This is a genomic window from Knoellia sp. AC549 (assembly GCF_979258975.1).
This window is the reverse complement of the sequence record NZ_OZ409890.1, coordinates 3,015,702-3,031,862: the sequence shown is the minus strand read 5'-3', so window position 1 is coordinate 3,031,862 and position 16,161 is coordinate 3,015,702. Positions and strand designations below refer to the sequence as shown.

Below are 16,161 nucleotides of genomic sequence, written 5' to 3'. Positions count from 1 at the left end.
GTGGACCCGTGGTGTCACGGCCGACGTCGTCGGGTGACCGGCCCGCTCTCCAGGAGGCGTCGCAGCCCGTCGGACACCGACCGAGGTCGCAGGACGTCGGAGGTCCCGGCCATCGGTCGACGCATCGCGTCGATGGTCTCGCGCAGGACCGTCACCGCGTCCTTCTGCGGCGCCCAGTCCAGCTCGCTCCTCGCCCGTGAGGAGTCGAGCAACGGCACGCTGAAGCCCAGGTCGACCCAGCCCGGGTCGACCGGCTGGATCCGGGCGTGCCACGCGGCCGAGGACATGGTGCGGACCACTGCCGAGGGCACGTGGACCGCTCGCGCGCCGAGTGCCGAGGCGATGTCGGCGGTGGTGATGGGCGCATCGGGGGCCAGGTTGAACGCACCGGGTGCTCGCCGCTCGAGGGCCCGGGCGATCGCGTCGGCCACGTCGTCCGCGTGGACCATGGGGACCTTCAGCCGCCGGTCGAGCGGCAGGACGGGCAGGAGCCCGACGGCGCGCGCCGGCACGATGGCGGGCAGGCCGTACCTCAGCAGCGCGCTGGCCGCCGCCGCCTGCCCGACGATGCCCGGGCGCAGGCGGGTGATGGTGAGTCCCTCGTGGGCGTCCTCGTGGGCATCGAGCAGCCGCTCTGCCGCGGCCTTGTGCTGGCTGTAGGGCGAGGTGGGCACGCCGCCCGTGGGCCACGTCTCGTCGACGGGCTCGTCGTCCCGCTTCGGCGAGTACGCGCCGACCGAGGACATGTGCACCAGGTGCGTGGGGCCGCCGGATGCCAGCGCGGCGAGCACCCGGCGGGTCCCCCCGACGCCGAGCTCCTCGAGGTAGTCAAGGTCGTGGGACGGCTGGAACCCCCAGGCCAGGTGGACGACTGCGTCGGCGTCCGAGAACGCCGCCCGCAGAGGATCGAGGCAGCGGTCGGTGGACAGGTCGGTGGTGACCCAGCTGGCTCCGTCGTACGGAGCGGTGCTGTCCGGCTCGCGACGCACGACACCGACGACCTCGTGGCCGGCCGGCAACAACCGACGCAGCAGGGCGGTGCCGATGTTGCCGGTGGCACCGGTGACGACGACTCGCATGCTCGACTACCCGGCCGGCCTCAGCCGACCAGCCGCCCCCTGAGGCCCTTGCGGACCTCGGACGCCCGTTGCTGCTCGCCGGCGTAGGAGCTCATCACCACCAGGGCCCCGGTCAGGGCCGGCACCACCCACTGGAGTGCCGCCAGCTGCTTCTGGGCCTTGGCCACCGCCGAAGGCGTACCCGACGCCGGCTCCGTGCCGGAGTCGGCCGGCACGCGGGTCTCCTGCGAGACCTTCTGGCCGAGCATCCGGGAGTAGGCCGTGACGCCCAGGGCGGCGGCCGTGAGCACGGTCTTGGCGACAGCCATGGAGGCGACACCCTCCTGAGCCGAGATGCGCCCCTTGTTGCCGACGACCTGGCCGACGCTGCCAACGAGGTGGGCGCCGATCGCGGCCGCGTTCACCGGGGTCCAGCGGTCCCAGCCGACGTTGGCCACGGCCCCCTTGGAGTTGGCCGAGTCGGCCTGGGCCGCAGCCGGGTTGAGTGCCACGGCATTGGCAAGCGTGCCGCCGAACCAGGCGGCCAGCCCGATGTCGTGCATCGAACGGGACAGAGTGTCGCGTGCCATGGGGTTCTCCCTCACAGGGCTCATAGAGGTCGGGTGATGAGGCTTATCTACCCGCCACCCCTGCTCACAAACCGGGACCGGTGACCAGTGACCGGAAGCGGGGCAGGCTGCCCGTCACCGTCGGCGGGCTCGCGCAGGCCCCGGAGTCACCTGCCCAGGAACTTCTCGAAGCCCTTGGGCAGCTGCGAGGGGTCGAGGTCGGCGGGGTCGACGCCGGCACCAGCACCAGCTCCACCGCCGAACGCACCGCCGGCCGGCTTGGCCGCGGCGCGCTGGGCGTCGGCCTGCGCGTCGGCGGCCCGCTTGGCGGGGTTGCCGGACTTGGACTTCTTGCCGCGGGTCTGTTGCTGCTGCTGCCGGGCCTTCTTGCCGCCGCCACCACCCATGCCCGGCATGCCGGGGATGCCCCCACCCCGGGCGAGCTGCTTCATCATCTTCTGCGCCTCACCGAAGCGCTCGAGCAGCTGGTTGACCTCCGAGACGGTGACACCCGAGCCGCCGGCGATGCGGGCGCGGCGGGAGCCGTTGATCTGCTTGGGGTGGTTGCGCTCGAACGGCGTCATCGAGCGGACCATGGCCTCGACGCGGTCGAACTCGCGCTCGTCGAGGTTGTCGAGCTGGGCCGACATCTGCCCCATGCCCGGCATCATCTTGAGCATCGACTTGAGCGAGCCCATCTTCTTGATCGCCGACATCTGCTGGAGGAAGTCGTCGAAGGTGAAGTCCTCCGCCGCGAGGAACTTGCGCTCCATCTCGGCGGCCTGACCGCGGTCGAACGCCTTCTCGGCCTGCTCGATGAGGGTGAGCACGTCACCCATGTCGAGGATGCGCGAGGCCATGCGGTCGGGGTGGAAGACCTCGAAGTCCTTGACCTGCTCACCCGTCGAGGCAAACATGATCGGCCGGCCGGTGACCTTGGCGACCGACAGGGCGGCACCACCGCGTGCGTCACCATCGAGCTTGGACAGGACGACGCCGGTGAAGTCGACGCCCTCGAGGAAGGCCTCGGCGGTCTCGACGGCCGCCTGCCCGATCATCGCGTCGATGACGAAGAGGACCTCGTGCGGGTTGATTGCGGCCCGGATGTCGCCGGCCTGCTTCATGAGGTCGGCGTCGACCGCGAGGCGTCCGGCGGTGTCGACGATGACGACGTCGTGGTGCTTGTTGACTGCTTCGCGTATGCCGTCGCGAGACACCGTGACCGGGTCACCGAAGCTGCGGGTGCCCTCGCCCGTGCCGCCGACGGCGTCGTGCCCGCCGACGTTGCCCCGCTCGGGGGCGAAGACCGGGACACCGGCACGCTCACCGACGACCTGGAGCTGGGTCACGGCATTGGGTCGCTGGAGGTCGGCGGCGACGAGGACCGGGGTGTGACCCTGGTCCTTGAGCCAGCGAGCGAGCTTGCCCGCGAGCGTGGTCTTGCCGGCGCCCTGCAGGCCCGCGAGCATGATCACGGTCGGCCCGGTCTTGGCGAAGCGGATCGTGCGGGTCTGCCCACCGAGGATCTCGACGAGCTCCTCGTTGACGATCTTGACGATCTGCTGCGCCGGGTTGAGCGCGCCGGAGACCTCGGCTCCGAGCGCCCGCTCACGGACGGCCGACGTGAACTCCTTGACGACGGGCAGGGCCACGTCGGCATCGAGCAGCGCCATCCGGATGTCGCGGACGGTCTTGTTGACGTCGGACTCGGACAGGCGCCCCTTGGTGCGGAGGTTCTTGAAGGTCGCTGTCAGGCGGTCGGAGAGGCTCGTGAACACCGCACAAGGTTAACCGGAGTCACGAGCGCCACTGACGTCGTCGTCAGTCGCTGCCGTCGCAGGTGTCGATGACGGCGGCCACCACCTGGGCCACCTTGCCCGGGTCGAGGGGGCGCCCCGAGAAGTCGGAGACATAGAACGTGTCCAGGGTCTGGCCGGCATACGTCGCGATGTGTGCCGACCGGACGGACACCCCGGCCTTGGCGAAGGTCATGCCCAGCTCGTGGAGCAGCCCGGGCCGGTCGTGGGCGCGCACCTCGATGACGGTCGCCTCGGTGCTGGCGCCGGGCACGACGAGGGCCCGCGGCTGCCCCGGGGTCCCGATGGTCGAGCTTCCCGCTGGGGCGGGCCGCGAACTGTCGACGTCGGTCGAGCAGGCTCAGCGGGCCGCGATCCCCAGTAGCGAGGCGCATCAGCCCGCGCACGAGACGCTCGCGTTCGGGCTCGGCGTCGCTGGGGCTCTCGACGTGCCACTCGTTGACCGCCACACCGTCGACGGTCCGCAGGACGGCTGTCCGGACCACGAGCCCCTCGGCCGCGAGCAGGCCCGCCGTGTCGGCGAAGAGCCCGAGCCGGTCGCGGTCGGCGATGTCGATCCGGTAGGACCCGCCGTTGGGCACGACCTCGACGTGGGGCTCCCCGCCGGCGAGGGTGACGACGAGGTCGTCCGGCACGAGCGAGGGCGGGACCTCTCCGGCTGAAGGGGCCGGAGGGCTGAGCCGGGCCCGCACCGCGGTGGAGAACTGCCCGAGCAGCGCGGCCCGCCAGTCCGTCCAGGCCTTGGGTCCGGCAGCCACGGCGTCCGCCTCGGTCAGGGCCAGGAGGAGCTCGAACCGGTCACGGTCGTCGTCGATCGCGGCCATGGCGGCGTCGATGGTCCTCGGGTCGGCGTGGTCCCGGCGGGTGGCCAGCTCGATGAGGGTGAGGTGCTCGCGCACGAGTGAGGAGACCACCGTGACGTCGTCCTCGGAGTGGCCCAGGCGCCGCATCACCGTCGCGGCGATCGGCGCCCCCGTGGCCGAGTGGTCGCGAGCGCCGGGGATCTTGCCGATGTCGTGGAGCAGCGCCGCGAGGAGGAGCAGGTCGGCGCGCCCGACGCCTCGCAGCAGGCCGGTGGCGTGCACGACCGTCTCGATGAGGTGCCGGTCCACCGTGTGCCGGTGGACGGCGTTGCGCTGGGGCCGGGAGCGGACCGCGGCCCACTCGGGCAGCCAGCGCTCGATGATGCCCTGCTGGTCCAGGCCCTCCCAGACGGTGACGAGTCCCGGCCCGGCGGCGAGCAGGTCGCTGAACAGCCCCCGCGCCAGCGGGGGCCACGGTGTCGGCAGGTCGGCGCACTTCGTCGCCAGGTTCTCGAGGGTGGTCGGGGCGATCGGCAGGTTGGCCCGGGCCGCGACCACCGCAGCCCGCAGGGGCAGGTGGGGGTCGCTGTCGAGGAGCCGGCCCGAACCGAGGACGACCTCACCGTCGCTCTCGAACAGCCCGTAGCCCAGCGGCGTCATCTGTGGACGGCGCGGGCCGACCCGCAGCACGCGGGCGCGCTGCGACTGGCTCGCCCGACGCACGGTGCCGTCGAGCGCGTAGGCGATGGCCCGGCCCGCGTCGGACACGTCGGCGAGCAGGTCGTCGGGGTCGTCGTATCCGAGGAGCGCGGCGACGGCGTCGTGGTCCTCACGACCGAGGCGGTCGCGACCCCGCCCGGTGACGACGTGCACACCGTCACGCACGTCGAGCAGGAGCCGGTATGCCGCGTCCACCTCACCTCGCGGACGGTCGGCGAGCCAGGCCTCGGCGAGAGCGGCCAGCACGGTCATGTCCCGCAGGCCGCCGTGGGCCTCCTTGAGGTCGGGCTCGATGGACTGGGCGAGGTCACCGTGCCGGTGGTGGCGCACGCTCATGGCCTCGGTGAGCTGAGGAAGTCGCTTGCGGGCGTTGGCCCGCCAGTCGTGGCTCACCGTGGCACGGGCCGCTGCCACCACCTCGGCGTCCCCCGCGACCGCCGAGATGTCGAGCAGACCCACGGCAGCGGTGAGGTCGTCGGCGGCGACGCTGCGGCACTGGCTCACGGTGCGGACGCTGTGGTCGAGGCGCACGCCCGCGTCCCAGATCGGGTACCAGATGCGGTCCGCGAGGCGGGTGATCTCGTCCGTGGAGAGCGTCCGGCCGTAGTGCAGGAGCACGAGGTCGTAGTCCGACAGCGGTCCGGCGTCGCCGCGCCCCACGCTGCCGACCGCTGCCAGGGCGACACCCTCGACCCGCTGTCCCTTCGTCGCCTCGCGCCACAGGCCGTCCAGCCACTCGCGGTTGAAGGCTGCCAGCCGCAGCCGGCGCTCCACCCCCGAGCCGGCCGCCTCGAAGGCCCGCGTTCCCGCGAGGTCGAGCCTGCGGGCCGCCACGTCGACGACGTCAGTCATGCCATCACCCCTCCTGTTGGTGCCTTCCCACTCATTGCGAGTTCCGGTCACGCTCGCTGACCTCGCATGACCGGAACTCGCAATGAGTGGGTTGTTCAGATGGCTTCGGTGCCGCGTTCGCCCGTGCGTACCCGGATGACGTCCTCGACAGCCTGCGTCCAGATCTTCCCGTCGCCGATCCGACCGGTCTGTGCCGACTTGAGGATGACGTCCGCGACGCTGACCGCGTCCATGTCGTCCACGAGGACCTCGAGACGGATCTTGGGCACGAAGTCGACGTTGTACTCGGCGCCGCGGTAGACCTCGCTGTGGCCACGCTGCCGGCCGTAGCCGGAGGCCTCGCTGACCGTCATGCCCGAGATGCCGTAGGCCTCGAGCGCCTCCTTCACCGCGTCGAGCTGGTGGGGCTTGATGATGGCGGTGATGAGCTTCATGCCTTGACTCCTTCGGAGGTGAGCTCGTCGTGGTGACGGGCATCGTGTGAGAGCGCGGGGCTCGAGCTCGTGCCCAGGCGTCCACCACGGGACACGAGGTCGTAGCCGGACTCGGCGTGCTCGGCCTGGTCGATGCCGGCCACCTCGTCGTCGTCGGAGACGCGCCAGCCGATCGTGGCCTTGAGCGCCAGGCCGATGAGGGTCGTGACGATGCCGGAGATGATGACGGTGGCGAGCGCGATGACGACCTGCACGACGAGCTGTCGTGCTCCGTCACCGTAGAACAGGCCGCCCTCGGTCGCGAGGAGCCCGGCACCGACGGTGCCCCAGAGGCCGGCGACGAGGTGCACGCCCACGACGTCGAGCGAGTCGTCGTAGCCGAAGCGGAACTTCAGGCCGACGGCGAGGGCCGCGAGGACACCGGCGAACGCGCCCAGGACGATCGAGCCGACGGGCGACAGCGCGCCACAGGCCGGGGTGATCGCGACGAGGCCGGCCACGACGCCGGAGGCCGCACCGACCGAGGTCGCGTGACCGTCACGGACCTTCTCCACGACGAGCCAGCCGAGGATCGCCGCGCAGGTCGCCACCGTGGTGTTGACCCAGACGAGGCTGGAGAGGCCGTCGGCGGCGAGCTCGGAGCCGGCATTGAAGCCGAACCAGCCGAACCACAGCAGGCCGGCGCCGAGCATGACGAGCGGCACGTTGTGGGGCCGCATCGCGCTCTTGCCGAAGCCGAGGCGCTTGCCGACGATGAGGGCGAGCACGAGGCCCGCGACACCGGCGTTGATGTGGACGACCGTGCCACCGGCGAAGTCGATCGGCAGCACGTTGGCAACGCCGTCGGCCGCACCGAACATCATCGCCGCGATGCCGTCCTCGGAGCCGCTGAGCAGGCCGCCACCCCAGACCATGTGGGCGATCGGGAAGTAGGCCAACGTGACCCACAGTCCTGTGAAGAGCAGCCAGGTCGAGAACTTCGCCCGGTCGGCGATGGCACCGCTGATGAGCGCGACCGTGATGATCGCGAAGGTGAGCTGGAACCCGACGAAGAGGACCTCGGGGATCCAGACGTCGGCACCGAAGACGTCGATGATCGCCGTGCCGTCGGCGTCGAGCGTGGCGCCGGTGGCGTCGCCGACGACTCCCCGGAGGCCGAAGTTCTCGAAGGGGTTGCCGATGATCCCGCCGATGTTGCTGCCACCGAAGGACATCGAGTAGCCCCACAGCACGTAGATGACGCCGACGACGCCCATGGCGCCGAACGACATCATCATCATGTTGAGGACGGACTTGGCGCGGGTCATGCCGCCGTAGAAGAGGGCCAGGCCCGGCGTCATCAGCAGCACCAGGGAGGAGCAGATGAGGACGAAGGCCGTCGCCGATGCGTCGATCGCGGGCTCGGCCGCGAGAGGGAGGAGAGTTGGGCTCATGGGAGACGAGTCTGGGATCGCCCCGTTTCCCCTCCCGCCGCCTTGTGTTACGGCCGTGTTGCACGTTCCCGACGTGCGTAAGAAGTGTGTTTCACGACGACGGGGGTATGCCGCCCCACGCAGAGCGTGGGACCCCCGCTCGCCGTTCGTGGGCCGGCGGGCTGGTGCGAGACTGGGGTCATGGCGAACTCGGTGATCATCTATGACGGTGACTGCGGCGTGTGCACGAAGCTGTCCCGGTACGTCGCCAACCGAGTGCGGCGAGCACCGACCGACTTCGCGGTGAGCGCCTACCAGGACCTCGACCTCGACGCCCTCGGACTCACGGCGCAGGAGTGCGACGAGGCCCTGCAGTGGGTGTCGTCGCCGGGTCGCCGCAGCTCGGCCCAGGACGCGGTGGCACGCGTGCTGCTCGCGGGCCGACTGCCGTTCAGGCCCGTCGGCGCGGTCATCCTGCTGCCCGGGGTCAACGCACTTGCCGGTGTGGTCTATCGCTGGGTGGCCCGCAACCGGCACCGCCTGCCCGGGGGCACGCCCGCATGCTCCCTGCCGGCCGCCCAGCGCCCGCACTGAGGAACAGCGCCTCAGGAGTCCGCCAAGGCTTCCCTGCCCGCGTGGCGTGGCATGAGCAGACCCGACAGCACGAGGACCACGGCGACCGCTGCGGAGCACACGAACACGGCATGGATCGCGGGCGCCAACGCGCCTGCTGACAGCTGCTCGAGGTCGAGCTGGGTGCCGACCGGTGCACCGCCGGCCACTCGAGCGTTGACGATCGCACCGAACACGGCGACGCCCACGGCGCTGCCCATCGACCTGGCAAACATGTTGGTGCCCGTGGCCACCCCGCGGTGCTCCCAGCCGACACTGGCCTGGGCGACGATGACGCCGGGGCTGGCGACATAACCGAAGCCGATGCCCATCACGAAGCACGGCAGGGCCAGCTGCCACAGGGCGCTGTCCGCGCCCACCGGCAGCAGGAGCGCCGCACCGGCGATGACGAACAGTGCTCCCATGAGCACGGTCCGGCGGAAGCCGATGCTCAGGTAGAAGCGACCACTCGTCGTCGCGGCGATCGGCCACCCGATCGTCATGGCGGCCAGCGCCAGACCGGCCACGAGGGCCCCGTGCCCGAGCACGGCCTGGGCGTACAGGGGGACGTACGTCGTCAGTCCCAGCATGAGCACGCCGACGACGAAGGCACCCGAGTTCGCCGCGTTCAGCACACGACGGCGGAAGATCCACAGCGGAAGCACCGGCTCGGACACGCGTGCCTGTACCGCCACGAAGGCCGCGAGCAGGACCACGGCTCCTCCCAGGATGCCGACGCTCACGGTTGACCCCCACTCCCACCGCACACCTCCTTCGAGCAGACCGAGCAGCAGCAGCGACCCACCGGCAGCCAGCAGGACCGCGCCGACGAGGTCGACGGCATGCTTGCGTGGCTCGACGTTCTCGTCGAACCGGCGCCACATCACCCAGGCGGCGGCGATGCCCAGCGGAAGGTTGACGAAGAAGATCCAGCGCCAGGACAGGTAGTCGGCGAAGATGCCGCCCAGCGTGGGACCGACGACGGAGGCAGTGGCCCAGACGCCGGCGATGTAGCCCTGCACCTTGGCTCGCTCGGCGATCGAGTAGATGTCGCCGACGATCGTCATCCCCATCGGCTGCACGGCGCCGGCCCCCAGGCCCTGGACGAGCCGGAAGACGATGAGTGCCGGCATGCTCCAGGCGATGCCGCACAGCAGCGACCCCAGGACGAACAGCCCGATGCCGAGCAGCATGACCGGTTTGCGTCCGTAGAGGTCGGCGACCTTGCCGTAGATCGGGACGGAGACGGCCTGGGCGAGCAGATAGATCGAGAACAGCCAGGGGAAGGACGTGAACCCGCCGAGGTCGTCGACCACCGCCGGGACAGCGGTGGCCAGGATGGTGGCGTCGATCGCGACGAGACCGATGCTGAGCATGACGGCCAGCAGGAGTGGTCCGCGCTCGCTGCGGAGGCCGACGCTGGCTCGGGTGATCTCGGGAGCGCTCACGAGACCGGCAACCGACGTGGGCCGCGCGATGTTCCCCGCTCGGACCACCACCGGCCGGGCCGACTCGCTGCCCACCGGGTGCGCAACCGGTCGGCGTACTCCTCCAGCGGGAGGAACGCGAGCATCATCACGAGGTGGGGCCAGAACGCGATCGTGATGGCGGCATACGTCACGGCATGGAAGCCGAACCATGCGGCCACTGCGCGCCGACGCCAGCGTTCGGAGAGCAGGAAGATCACGGGCGCCGTGAGCTCGGCGATCATCAGCCCCCACTGGGCCCAGTGCAGGGTCCACGGGATCTCCAGGAGCCACTCGGCCCACGGAGTGCCCCGGCGAACGACCGCTCGCACCATGGTGGCCGAGTTGACCCACTCGACCCCACCGAAGCGGAAGCTCGGCCCAGGCCGAGAGGAAGTAGGTGGCGATGGCGGCCAGCTGCACGGCGCGCAGCGCGAACCCGGCCGCCTCGGAGCGGCGGCGGTCGGAGAGGTGCGCGATGCCGACCGTCGGCAGCAGTGCCAGGGCGACGACGAAGTCCGCCCGGTCGTGGTCGACCTTGCCGTAGCTGAAGGCGACGTACTGGTACCAGATCCAGCACACCGCGACGGTCCAGCCCAGCAGGCGTGGGGCCCGGCCGCTCATGGCCGCCAGCGCAGCGACGACGCATCCCCACTTGAGCGTCTCGACCAGCAGCACCGAGGCTGCGGGGAGGTGAAGGACCTTGCCCATGACGAGCGGTTCGTACCAGATCGGGTCGGCGAAGCCGTGGTACCAGCCCGAGGTGTGCAGCAGGAGCACGTCGACGATGACGAAGGCGAAGACGAGCCACCGCAGGACGGCTACCCGAGCCACGGGCTCGGGGGCGAAGAGCCATGCCGACAGGCGCCTCATGACGCGGACCACTCGGCGAGGACATCGGTCTCGACCTCACCGGTGGGCTTGCGGTCGACGACGATGATCTTGCGGGCCACGACACGCAGCCCCAGCCACTCCGCCGACGTCGGCCTCAGCCGCGAGTGGCTCTCGGCGAGGGTCCCCAACCGGGCCGGGTCGGCTTCGATCTGCCTCAGCCGGCCCTCGATCTCGGCGCGGTTGACGCCGACGTTCGACGGGGTCAGCGGCGCGGGAACCCACTCGGTCGGCTCGTCGGCCGTGCGCACCTCGATGCCGGTCGACCACACGGAGCCGGTGGCCTTCTGCGACGTCGAGAACATCCGCCACGGGCTGAACGGCCACCAGTGGTCGTCGCCGACCAGCGAACCCGCGCAGAAGAGCGCCACGAGGACGACGGTCAGCCCGGCCCGCCACGCACGTGCCAGGGCACCGAGCCGGACGACGTCTCGGCGCACTTCCCCCGCAGTCATGCGCCGAGGGTATGCCGTCCGCCCACCCCGCCGCAGTTCCGGCGCCGTGGCGCGGAACGTTCCGCGTCACGGCGCCGGATCCGCGTCATGGGCGACAGGCGGGAGGGACCCACCGGCTCAGAAGGCGGAGACGTCGCCGGTCGAGCGCTGGGGGCGGCTCAGAGCGCGCACCAGCGCGACTTGGCCGTGCCGCTGCAGCGACACGTGGGTCAGCAGTGCCAGAACCGGCGACACCACCCCCGGCTCGTGCTCAGGGGTCGGCAGTCCGACGCTGACAGCGAGGTCGTCACCGTGGACGACCATCTCCATGAGCCGGGTCGTGACGAAGTCCGCCGTCGCCAGGGACCAGCCCTGCCACGGGATGTGGACGACGTCCGGCTCGCGGGGCCTGGCCAGGAGGCCCGGCAGCTCGGCGAGCGCCTGCCGGGCCTGTGCCAGGACGGCCTCGTGGCCGGCTTCGGCGCCGGCGTTGTCCTTCTCGTCCTGGCTCGGGTCGGTCTCACCGCTGCGGGACGCCGCCACCCACGGCGCCTCCCGGTAGTGGTCGAGCAGACCGATGACCGGTACGTCGGGCGGGGCAGGAGCACGCAGGCCGGCCGTCACGTGGCCGACCTGGGCGAGCAGGTGGTGCGCCAGCCCGCCCACGGTCATCCCGGTGCACGCACTCTCACGCTCCCAGGACTCCCGCACCTCGGCGCGGTCCGCCAGGTCGATGACGACGGCGGCGCACGACCCGAGCGCAGCGCCGAGGTTGCCCCGCCGTTGCACCTCTGGCGAGGACATCAGTCGAGGATCGCGTCGACGAAGCCCTCGGGGTCGAACGGCGCGAGGTCGTCGGGACCCTCCCCCAGACCGATGAGCTTGACGGGGACGCCGAGCTTGCGCTGCACCGCGACGACGATGCCGCCCTTGGCGGTGCCGTCGAGCTTGGTGAGCACGATGCCCGTGATGCCGACGACCTCGCTGAAGACCTCGGCCTGACGCAGGCCGTTCTGACCGGTCGTCGCGTCCAGGACGAGCAGGACCTCGTCGATCGGGCTCTGCTTCTCGATGACGCGCTTGACCTTGCCGAGCTCGTCCATGAGCCCGACCTTGTTGTGGAGCCGCCCTGCGGTGTCGATGATGACGACGTCGGCCTCGAGCTCTGCGGCGCCCCTCACGGCGTCGAACGCCACGGCGGCCGGGTCGGCTCCGTCACGGTCGGAGCGGATGGTGGGCACGCCCACGCGCTCGCCCCAGGTCTGGAGCTGGTCCGCCGCCGCGGCGCGGAACGTGTCGGCAGCGCCGAGGACGACGTCCTTGTCCTCGGCGACGAGGACCCGGGCGAGCTTGCCGACGGTCGTGGTCTTGCCGGTGCCGTTGACGCCGACGACGACGATGACGGCCGGGCGGCCGTCGACACGCGAGGACGCGAGGGAGCGGTCCATCGAGGGGTCGACGAGCGAGACGAGCTCGTCGCGCAGCCAGCCGCGCACGGTCGCCTCGTCGGCGGCGCCGTGGACCTTGACCCTGGTGCGCAGCGCGTCGACCAGCTCGGTCGTGGCCTCGACCCCGAGGTCGGCCGTGAGGAGGGTGTCCTCCACGTCCTCCCACGCCTGCTCGTCGAGGTCACCTCGGGAGAGCAGGGCGAGCAGCCCCTTGCCCAGGGCCGTGTTGGAGCGGGCGAGCCGGGCGCGCAGGCGCTGGAGTCGGGTGCGCGGCGACTCGGGACGCTCGACCTCCGGCACGGTCGTGGGCGGGAGGGTCTCCTCGACCACCGTGTCGTCGGCCGGGAGGGTGTCGACCGCAGACCCGCCGGCCGTGCTGTCGTCGACGTCCCCGGGGTCCGCGCCCGGTGTGGGGCGGGTCGAGGGTGCGTCGGAGGTCCGCTCCGGTGGCAGCTCCTTGGTCGCCCCACCTCGCCCTCGCAGGAGGGTGGCGGCCAGTCCGCCGAGGACGACGAGCAGGCCGAAGCCGATGGCAAGGAATTCCCAGAGGGTGTCGATGGCGCTCACCCGCTCATCCTCGCATCACGCCCGGGCCCGACCAGCAGACGATCCGGACGCGGGCTGTCAGAAGATCCGGACCCGGTCCTGCTCGGGCACCCACATGGCATCGCCCTCGGCGACACCGAACGCCTCGTGGAACTCCGAGAGGTTGCGCACGGCGTTGGCCCGCAGGTCCATGGGGGCGTGCGGGTCGATCGCGAGCAGGCGCACAGCCTCGGCCTCTCGCGCCAGCCCGCACCACACCCGCGCCCAGCCGACGAAAAACCGCTGGTCGCCGGTGAGGTCGTCGATCACAGGAGCGTCGGAGCCCTCGGTGGAGATCCGGTATGCCGCGTGCCCGATCGTGAGCCCGCCGAGGTCGCCGATGTTCTCGCCGACCGTGAGGGCGCCGTTGACCTTGTGGCCCGGGGCGTCGCGCGACTCCAGCTCGTTGAACTGCGCGATGAGTCGCTGCGCGCGGCCGTCGAAGTTCTCGCGGTCACCCTCGGTCCACCAGTTGCGCAGGTTGCCCTGGCCGTCGAACTGGGAGCCCTGGTCGTCGAAGCCGTGCCCGATCTCGTGACCGATGACGGCACCGATGCCGCCGTAGTTGACGGCGTCCTCGGCGTCGACGTCGAAGAACGGCGGCTGCAGGATCGCGGCGGGGAAGACGATCTCGTTGAGCCCGGGGTTGTAGTAGGCGTTGACCGTCTGCGGCGTCATGAACCACTCGTCGCGGTCCACCGGCCCACCGAGCTTGGCGAGGTTGCGGTCGACCTCGAAGGCCGCGGCCCGACCCACGTTGCCGACGAGGTCCTTGGCGTCGACCTCGAGCGCTGAGTAGTCGCGCCACTGCTCGGGGTAGCCGATCTTGGGCGTGAAGGCCTCGAGCTTGGCCAGGGCCTCCCGGCGCGTGTCCGGACCCATCCACTCGAGGGTGTCGAAGTTGCGCCGGAAGGCCTCGACGAGGTTGGCGACCAGCTCGACCATCCGCTCCTTGGCCCGGGGCGGGAAGTGCTGCTCGACGTAGAGCTGGCCGACGGCCTCACCGAGGGCGTCCTCGACGAGCCCGACGCCGCGCTTCCACCGCTCCCGGATCTCCGGGACCCCGGAGAGGGTGCGACCGAAGAAGTCGAAGTTCTCGGCGACGATCGCGTCCCCGAGGTAGGGCGCGAGGGCGTGCACGACCCGCCAGCGGAGCCAGTCCTGCCAGTCGGCGAGCTCGACCTCGGTCAGCGCCTCGCTCATCGCGCGGAGGAAGTCCGGCTGGCGGGCGATGACCTGGTCGAACGCGCCGGCGGGCGCCTGGGCACCGGCGAGGTAGCCGTCCCAGTCGACGCCCGGCGTGAGCTCCTCGAGCCCGGCCCTGTCGAGCAGGGTGTAGGTCTTGACGGCGTCACGGTTGGCGACGGTGTCCCAGTGGGACGCCGCGAGACGGGTCTCGATCGCCATGACACGGTCGGCGGCAGCGGTCGCCGCGTCACCGGCATACACCTCCGCAAGGGTGAGCATCCGCGCGACGTGAGGCGGGTATGCCGCGCGGATCGCCTCGTGCTGCGGCTCGCGGTAGTAGGCCTCGTCCGGCAGGCCGATGCCGGCCTGCTCGAGGTAGACGACGTAGCGGGTCGAGTCGCGGTCGTCGGTGTTGACGATGGGGTGGAAGAGACCGTCGACGCCCGACCGCAGGAAGCGACCCAGGAGCGACAGGACGTCGCTGGGGGTCGCCGCCTCGTCGATGGCGGCGAGGAAGGGGGCGAGCGGCTCGACACCGACCGCCTCGATGCGCGCCTCGTCCATGAAGGAGCTGAAGAGGTCACCGACCTTGCGCGCGACCGTGCCGCTCTCGGGGTTGCCCTGCGCCACCGCGGTGATGATGTCGCGAACCTGCTGCTCGGCGTTCTCGCGGAGCATGTCGAAGGACCCGTAGCGGCCACGGTCGGCCGGAATCTCGGTGCGTGCCACCCAGCCACCGTTGACGTGCCCGAAGAGGTCGTCCTGGGGACGGACGTCGGGGTCGCTGGCGGTGTGGTCGATCCCGGAGCGCATCAGGAGCGGGCGGGGTCGGCCGGGGCCGCGGACACCGTGGCGGTCTCGGTCACGACGTCGTCCTCGTCCCGGTCGCCACGCTCGCGGCGCTGGCGCGTCGACTGCTGACGCTCCTTGAGAGCGCTCACGACCTCCTCCCCCTTGGGGGTGAGCAGGTCACGACCATCGCGCCGCGCCGGCACCGCGACGAGCGCGACGACCGCCAGGGCGAGTCCGACGCAGATGAGCATGCCGATGATGAGCGCAACCATGGGCCTAGGGTCTCTCACCGGCGCGCCCACCTGCAAACGACACCCCGTGGTGAGCTGAGGCACCTGCGCGGCGTGCCCGCCGCGTAGTGTCTGGCGGGTGACGGCGACGACCTCGGATGCGGCCCCTCGACGGACCCGCCGAAGGCTCCCGGTGGGGTTCGAGATCCTGCTGGCCATCCTGGCGGTCGCCCTCGTGCAGTCGTTCGTCGTCAAGCCGTTCGGCGTGCCGTCCCAGTCGATGGAGCAGACCCTGCGCATCGGCGACCGCATCATCGTCAACCGCACGAACCCCTCGGTGGAGCGCGGCGACATCGTCGTGTTCTCGCACGGCGCCACCTGGCAGGAGGCACGCCTGCCGGAGGCCGACAACCCGGTCGTCAAGGCGGCGCGCGCGTTCGGCGACCTCACCGGGATCGGGCCGTCGAACACGGCATACACCGTCAAGCGGGTCATCGGAGTGCCCGGGGACCGGGTGTCCTGCTGCGACGCCGAGGGTCGCGTGCTCGTCAACGGCCAGCCGCTCGACGAGCCTTACGTCCACGAGGACCACACCTTCAACGCCCCCGAGATCACCTGCGAGTCGACCCCCAGGTCGTCGCGGTGCTTCCCAGAGATCACGGTGCCGGCCGACCGCCTCCTCGTCCTCGGCGACCACCGCTCGCAGTCCGCCGACTCCGTCGTCAACTGCCGCGGTGGCACCGACCCGCAGGGGTGCGCCCGGCTCGTGCCGAGAGACCGCGTCGTGGGGCCGGTCGTCTTCCGGATCTGGCCGCTCGGCACCTTCGGGCGCGTCAACGCTTCCTGATCC

Annotated in this window: 14 protein-coding genes; 2 read left to right on the top strand and 12 right to left on the bottom strand. The window is 71.2% G+C overall.

The genetic code is table 11. The features are described 5' to 3' along the window. Positions 1–14: 14 nt before the first annotated feature. The 6 genes from ACZZ98_RS14740 to ACZZ98_RS14715 all read right to left on the bottom strand — a co-directional run bounded on the left by ACZZ98_RS14740 (position 15) and on the right by ACZZ98_RS14715 (position 7,686). Positions 15–1,079 carry an NAD-dependent epimerase/dehydratase family protein gene (locus ACZZ98_RS14740; RefSeq protein ID WP_463516950.1) on the bottom strand — a complete coding sequence of 355 codons (1,065 nt, stop codon included), beginning with the start codon at positions 1,077–1,079 and terminating at the stop codon, positions 15–17. 20 nt (positions 1,080–1,099) lie between these two features. Further along, positions 1,100–1,648 (bottom strand): hypothetical protein, encoded by a 549-nt coding sequence (locus tag ACZZ98_RS14735; RefSeq protein ID WP_463516949.1) that lies wholly within the window; start codon positions 1,646–1,648, stop codon positions 1,100–1,102. Between the two features lie 146 nt (positions 1,649–1,794). Continuing rightward, positions 1,795–3,405, bottom strand: a complete 1,611-nt coding sequence (gene ffh, locus ACZZ98_RS14730; protein WP_463516948.1) for a signal recognition particle protein — start codon at positions 3,403–3,405, stop codon at positions 1,795–1,797. After that, positions 3,378–5,819 (bottom strand): [protein-PII] uridylyltransferase, encoded by a 2,442-nt coding sequence (locus ACZZ98_RS14725; RefSeq protein ID WP_463516947.1) that lies wholly within the window; start codon positions 5,817–5,819, stop codon positions 3,378–3,380. The genes ffh and ACZZ98_RS14725 overlap by 28 nt, the downstream gene beginning before the upstream one ends. Positions 5,820–5,914: 95 nt before the next feature. After that, positions 5,915–6,253: a P-II family nitrogen regulator gene (locus ACZZ98_RS14720; RefSeq protein ID WP_463516946.1), complete on the bottom strand. Its 339-nt coding sequence runs from the start codon at positions 6,251–6,253 to the stop codon at positions 5,915–5,917. Further along, entirely contained in the window at positions 6,250–7,686 is a 1,437-nt protein-coding gene (locus ACZZ98_RS14715; RefSeq protein ID WP_463516945.1) for an ammonium transporter, read from the bottom strand. Before ACZZ98_RS14715 ends, ACZZ98_RS14720 begins: the two co-directional genes overlap by 4 nt. A 180-nt stretch (positions 7,687–7,866) precedes the next feature. On the opposite strand from ACZZ98_RS14715, the gene ACZZ98_RS14710 reads away from it, so the two are divergent. Beyond that, positions 7,867–8,259 (top strand): thiol-disulfide oxidoreductase DCC family protein, encoded by a 393-nt coding sequence (locus tag ACZZ98_RS14710; protein ID WP_463516944.1) that lies wholly within the window; start codon positions 7,867–7,869, stop codon positions 8,257–8,259. Between the two features lie 11 nt (positions 8,260–8,270). Here ACZZ98_RS14710 and ACZZ98_RS14705 read toward each other — a convergent pair whose 3' ends face one another. The 6 genes from ACZZ98_RS14705 to ACZZ98_RS14680 form a co-directional block, all read right to left on the bottom strand. After that, positions 8,271–10,616, bottom strand: coding sequence for an MDR family MFS transporter (locus tag ACZZ98_RS14705; protein ID WP_463516943.1), 2,346 nt, complete (start codon positions 10,614–10,616; stop codon positions 8,271–8,273). Then, positions 10,613–11,089 carry a hypothetical protein gene (locus tag ACZZ98_RS14700; protein WP_463516942.1) on the bottom strand — a complete coding sequence of 159 codons (477 nt, stop codon included), beginning with the start codon at positions 11,087–11,089 and terminating at the stop codon, positions 10,613–10,615. The genes ACZZ98_RS14705 and ACZZ98_RS14700 overlap by 4 nt, the downstream gene beginning before the upstream one ends. A gap of 117 nt (positions 11,090–11,206) precedes the next feature. Then, positions 11,207–11,872 carry a maleylpyruvate isomerase N-terminal domain-containing protein gene (locus tag ACZZ98_RS14695; protein WP_463516941.1) on the bottom strand — a complete coding sequence of 222 codons (666 nt, stop codon included), beginning with the start codon at positions 11,870–11,872 and terminating at the stop codon, positions 11,207–11,209. Further along, complete coding sequence (gene ftsY, locus ACZZ98_RS14690) at positions 11,872–13,083, bottom strand: signal recognition particle-docking protein FtsY (RefSeq protein WP_463516940.1); 1,212 nt, start codon at positions 13,081–13,083, stop codon at positions 11,872–11,874. Before ftsY ends, ACZZ98_RS14695 begins: the two co-directional genes overlap by 1 nt. A gap of 57 nt (positions 13,084–13,140) precedes the next feature. Next, the gene (locus tag ACZZ98_RS14685) at positions 13,141–15,102 is read right to left on the bottom strand and encodes a M13 family metallopeptidase (RefSeq protein ID WP_463516939.1); all 1,962 of its coding nucleotides are present in this window, start codon (positions 15,100–15,102) and stop codon (positions 13,141–13,143) included. Next, on the bottom strand, positions 15,102–15,353 hold the full coding sequence (locus tag ACZZ98_RS14680; protein ID WP_463516938.1) for a hypothetical protein: 252 nt from the start codon (positions 15,351–15,353) through the stop codon (positions 15,102–15,104). Before ACZZ98_RS14680 ends, ACZZ98_RS14685 begins: the two co-directional genes overlap by 1 nt. 97 nt (positions 15,354–15,450) lie before the next feature. Between ACZZ98_RS14680 and lepB the strand changes: the two genes are divergently transcribed. After that, positions 15,451–16,158: a signal peptidase I gene (lepB, locus tag ACZZ98_RS14675; RefSeq protein WP_463516937.1), complete on the top strand. Its 708-nt coding sequence runs from the start codon at positions 15,451–15,453 to the stop codon at positions 16,156–16,158. The last annotated feature ends 3 nt before the right edge of the window (positions 16,159–16,161 follow it).

What these genes read in the sequence shown, in the direction of transcription:
- ACZZ98_RS14740 (WP_463516950.1), bottom strand. Translation starts at nt 1,079, where the DNA reads ATGCGAGTCGTCGTCACCGGTGCCACCGGCAACATCGGCACCGCCCTG.
- ACZZ98_RS14735 (WP_463516949.1), bottom strand. Translation starts at nt 1,648, where the DNA reads ATGGCACGCGACACTCTGTCCCGTTCGATGCACGACATCGGGCTGGCC.
- ACZZ98_RS14725 (WP_463516947.1), bottom strand. Translation starts at nt 5,819, where the DNA reads ATGACTGACGTCGTCGACGTGGCGGCCCGCAGGCTCGACCTCGCGGGA.
- ACZZ98_RS14720 (WP_463516946.1), bottom strand. Translation starts at nt 6,253, where the DNA reads ATGAAGCTCATCACCGCCATCATCAAGCCCCACCAGCTCGACGCGGTG.
- ACZZ98_RS14715 (WP_463516945.1), bottom strand. Translation starts at nt 7,686, where the DNA reads ATGAGCCCAACTCTCCTCCCTCTCGCGGCCGAGCCCGCGATCGACGCA.
- ACZZ98_RS14710 (WP_463516944.1), top strand. Translation starts at nt 7,867, where the DNA reads ATGGCGAACTCGGTGATCATCTATGACGGTGACTGCGGCGTGTGCACG.
- ACZZ98_RS14705 (WP_463516943.1), bottom strand. Translation starts at nt 10,616, where the DNA reads ATGAGGCGCCTGTCGGCATGGCTCTTCGCCCCCGAGCCCGTGGCTCGG.
- ACZZ98_RS14700 (WP_463516942.1), bottom strand. Translation starts at nt 11,089, where the DNA reads ATGACTGCGGGGGAAGTGCGCCGAGACGTCGTCCGGCTCGGTGCCCTG.
- ACZZ98_RS14695 (WP_463516941.1), bottom strand. Translation starts at nt 11,872, where the DNA reads ATGTCCTCGCCAGAGGTGCAACGGCGGGGCAACCTCGGCGCTGCGCTC.
- ACZZ98_RS14685 (WP_463516939.1), bottom strand. Translation starts at nt 15,102, where the DNA reads ATGCGCTCCGGGATCGACCACACCGCCAGCGACCCCGACGTCCGTCCC.
- ACZZ98_RS14680 (WP_463516938.1), bottom strand. Translation starts at nt 15,353, where the DNA reads ATGGTTGCGCTCATCATCGGCATGCTCATCTGCGTCGGACTCGCCCTG.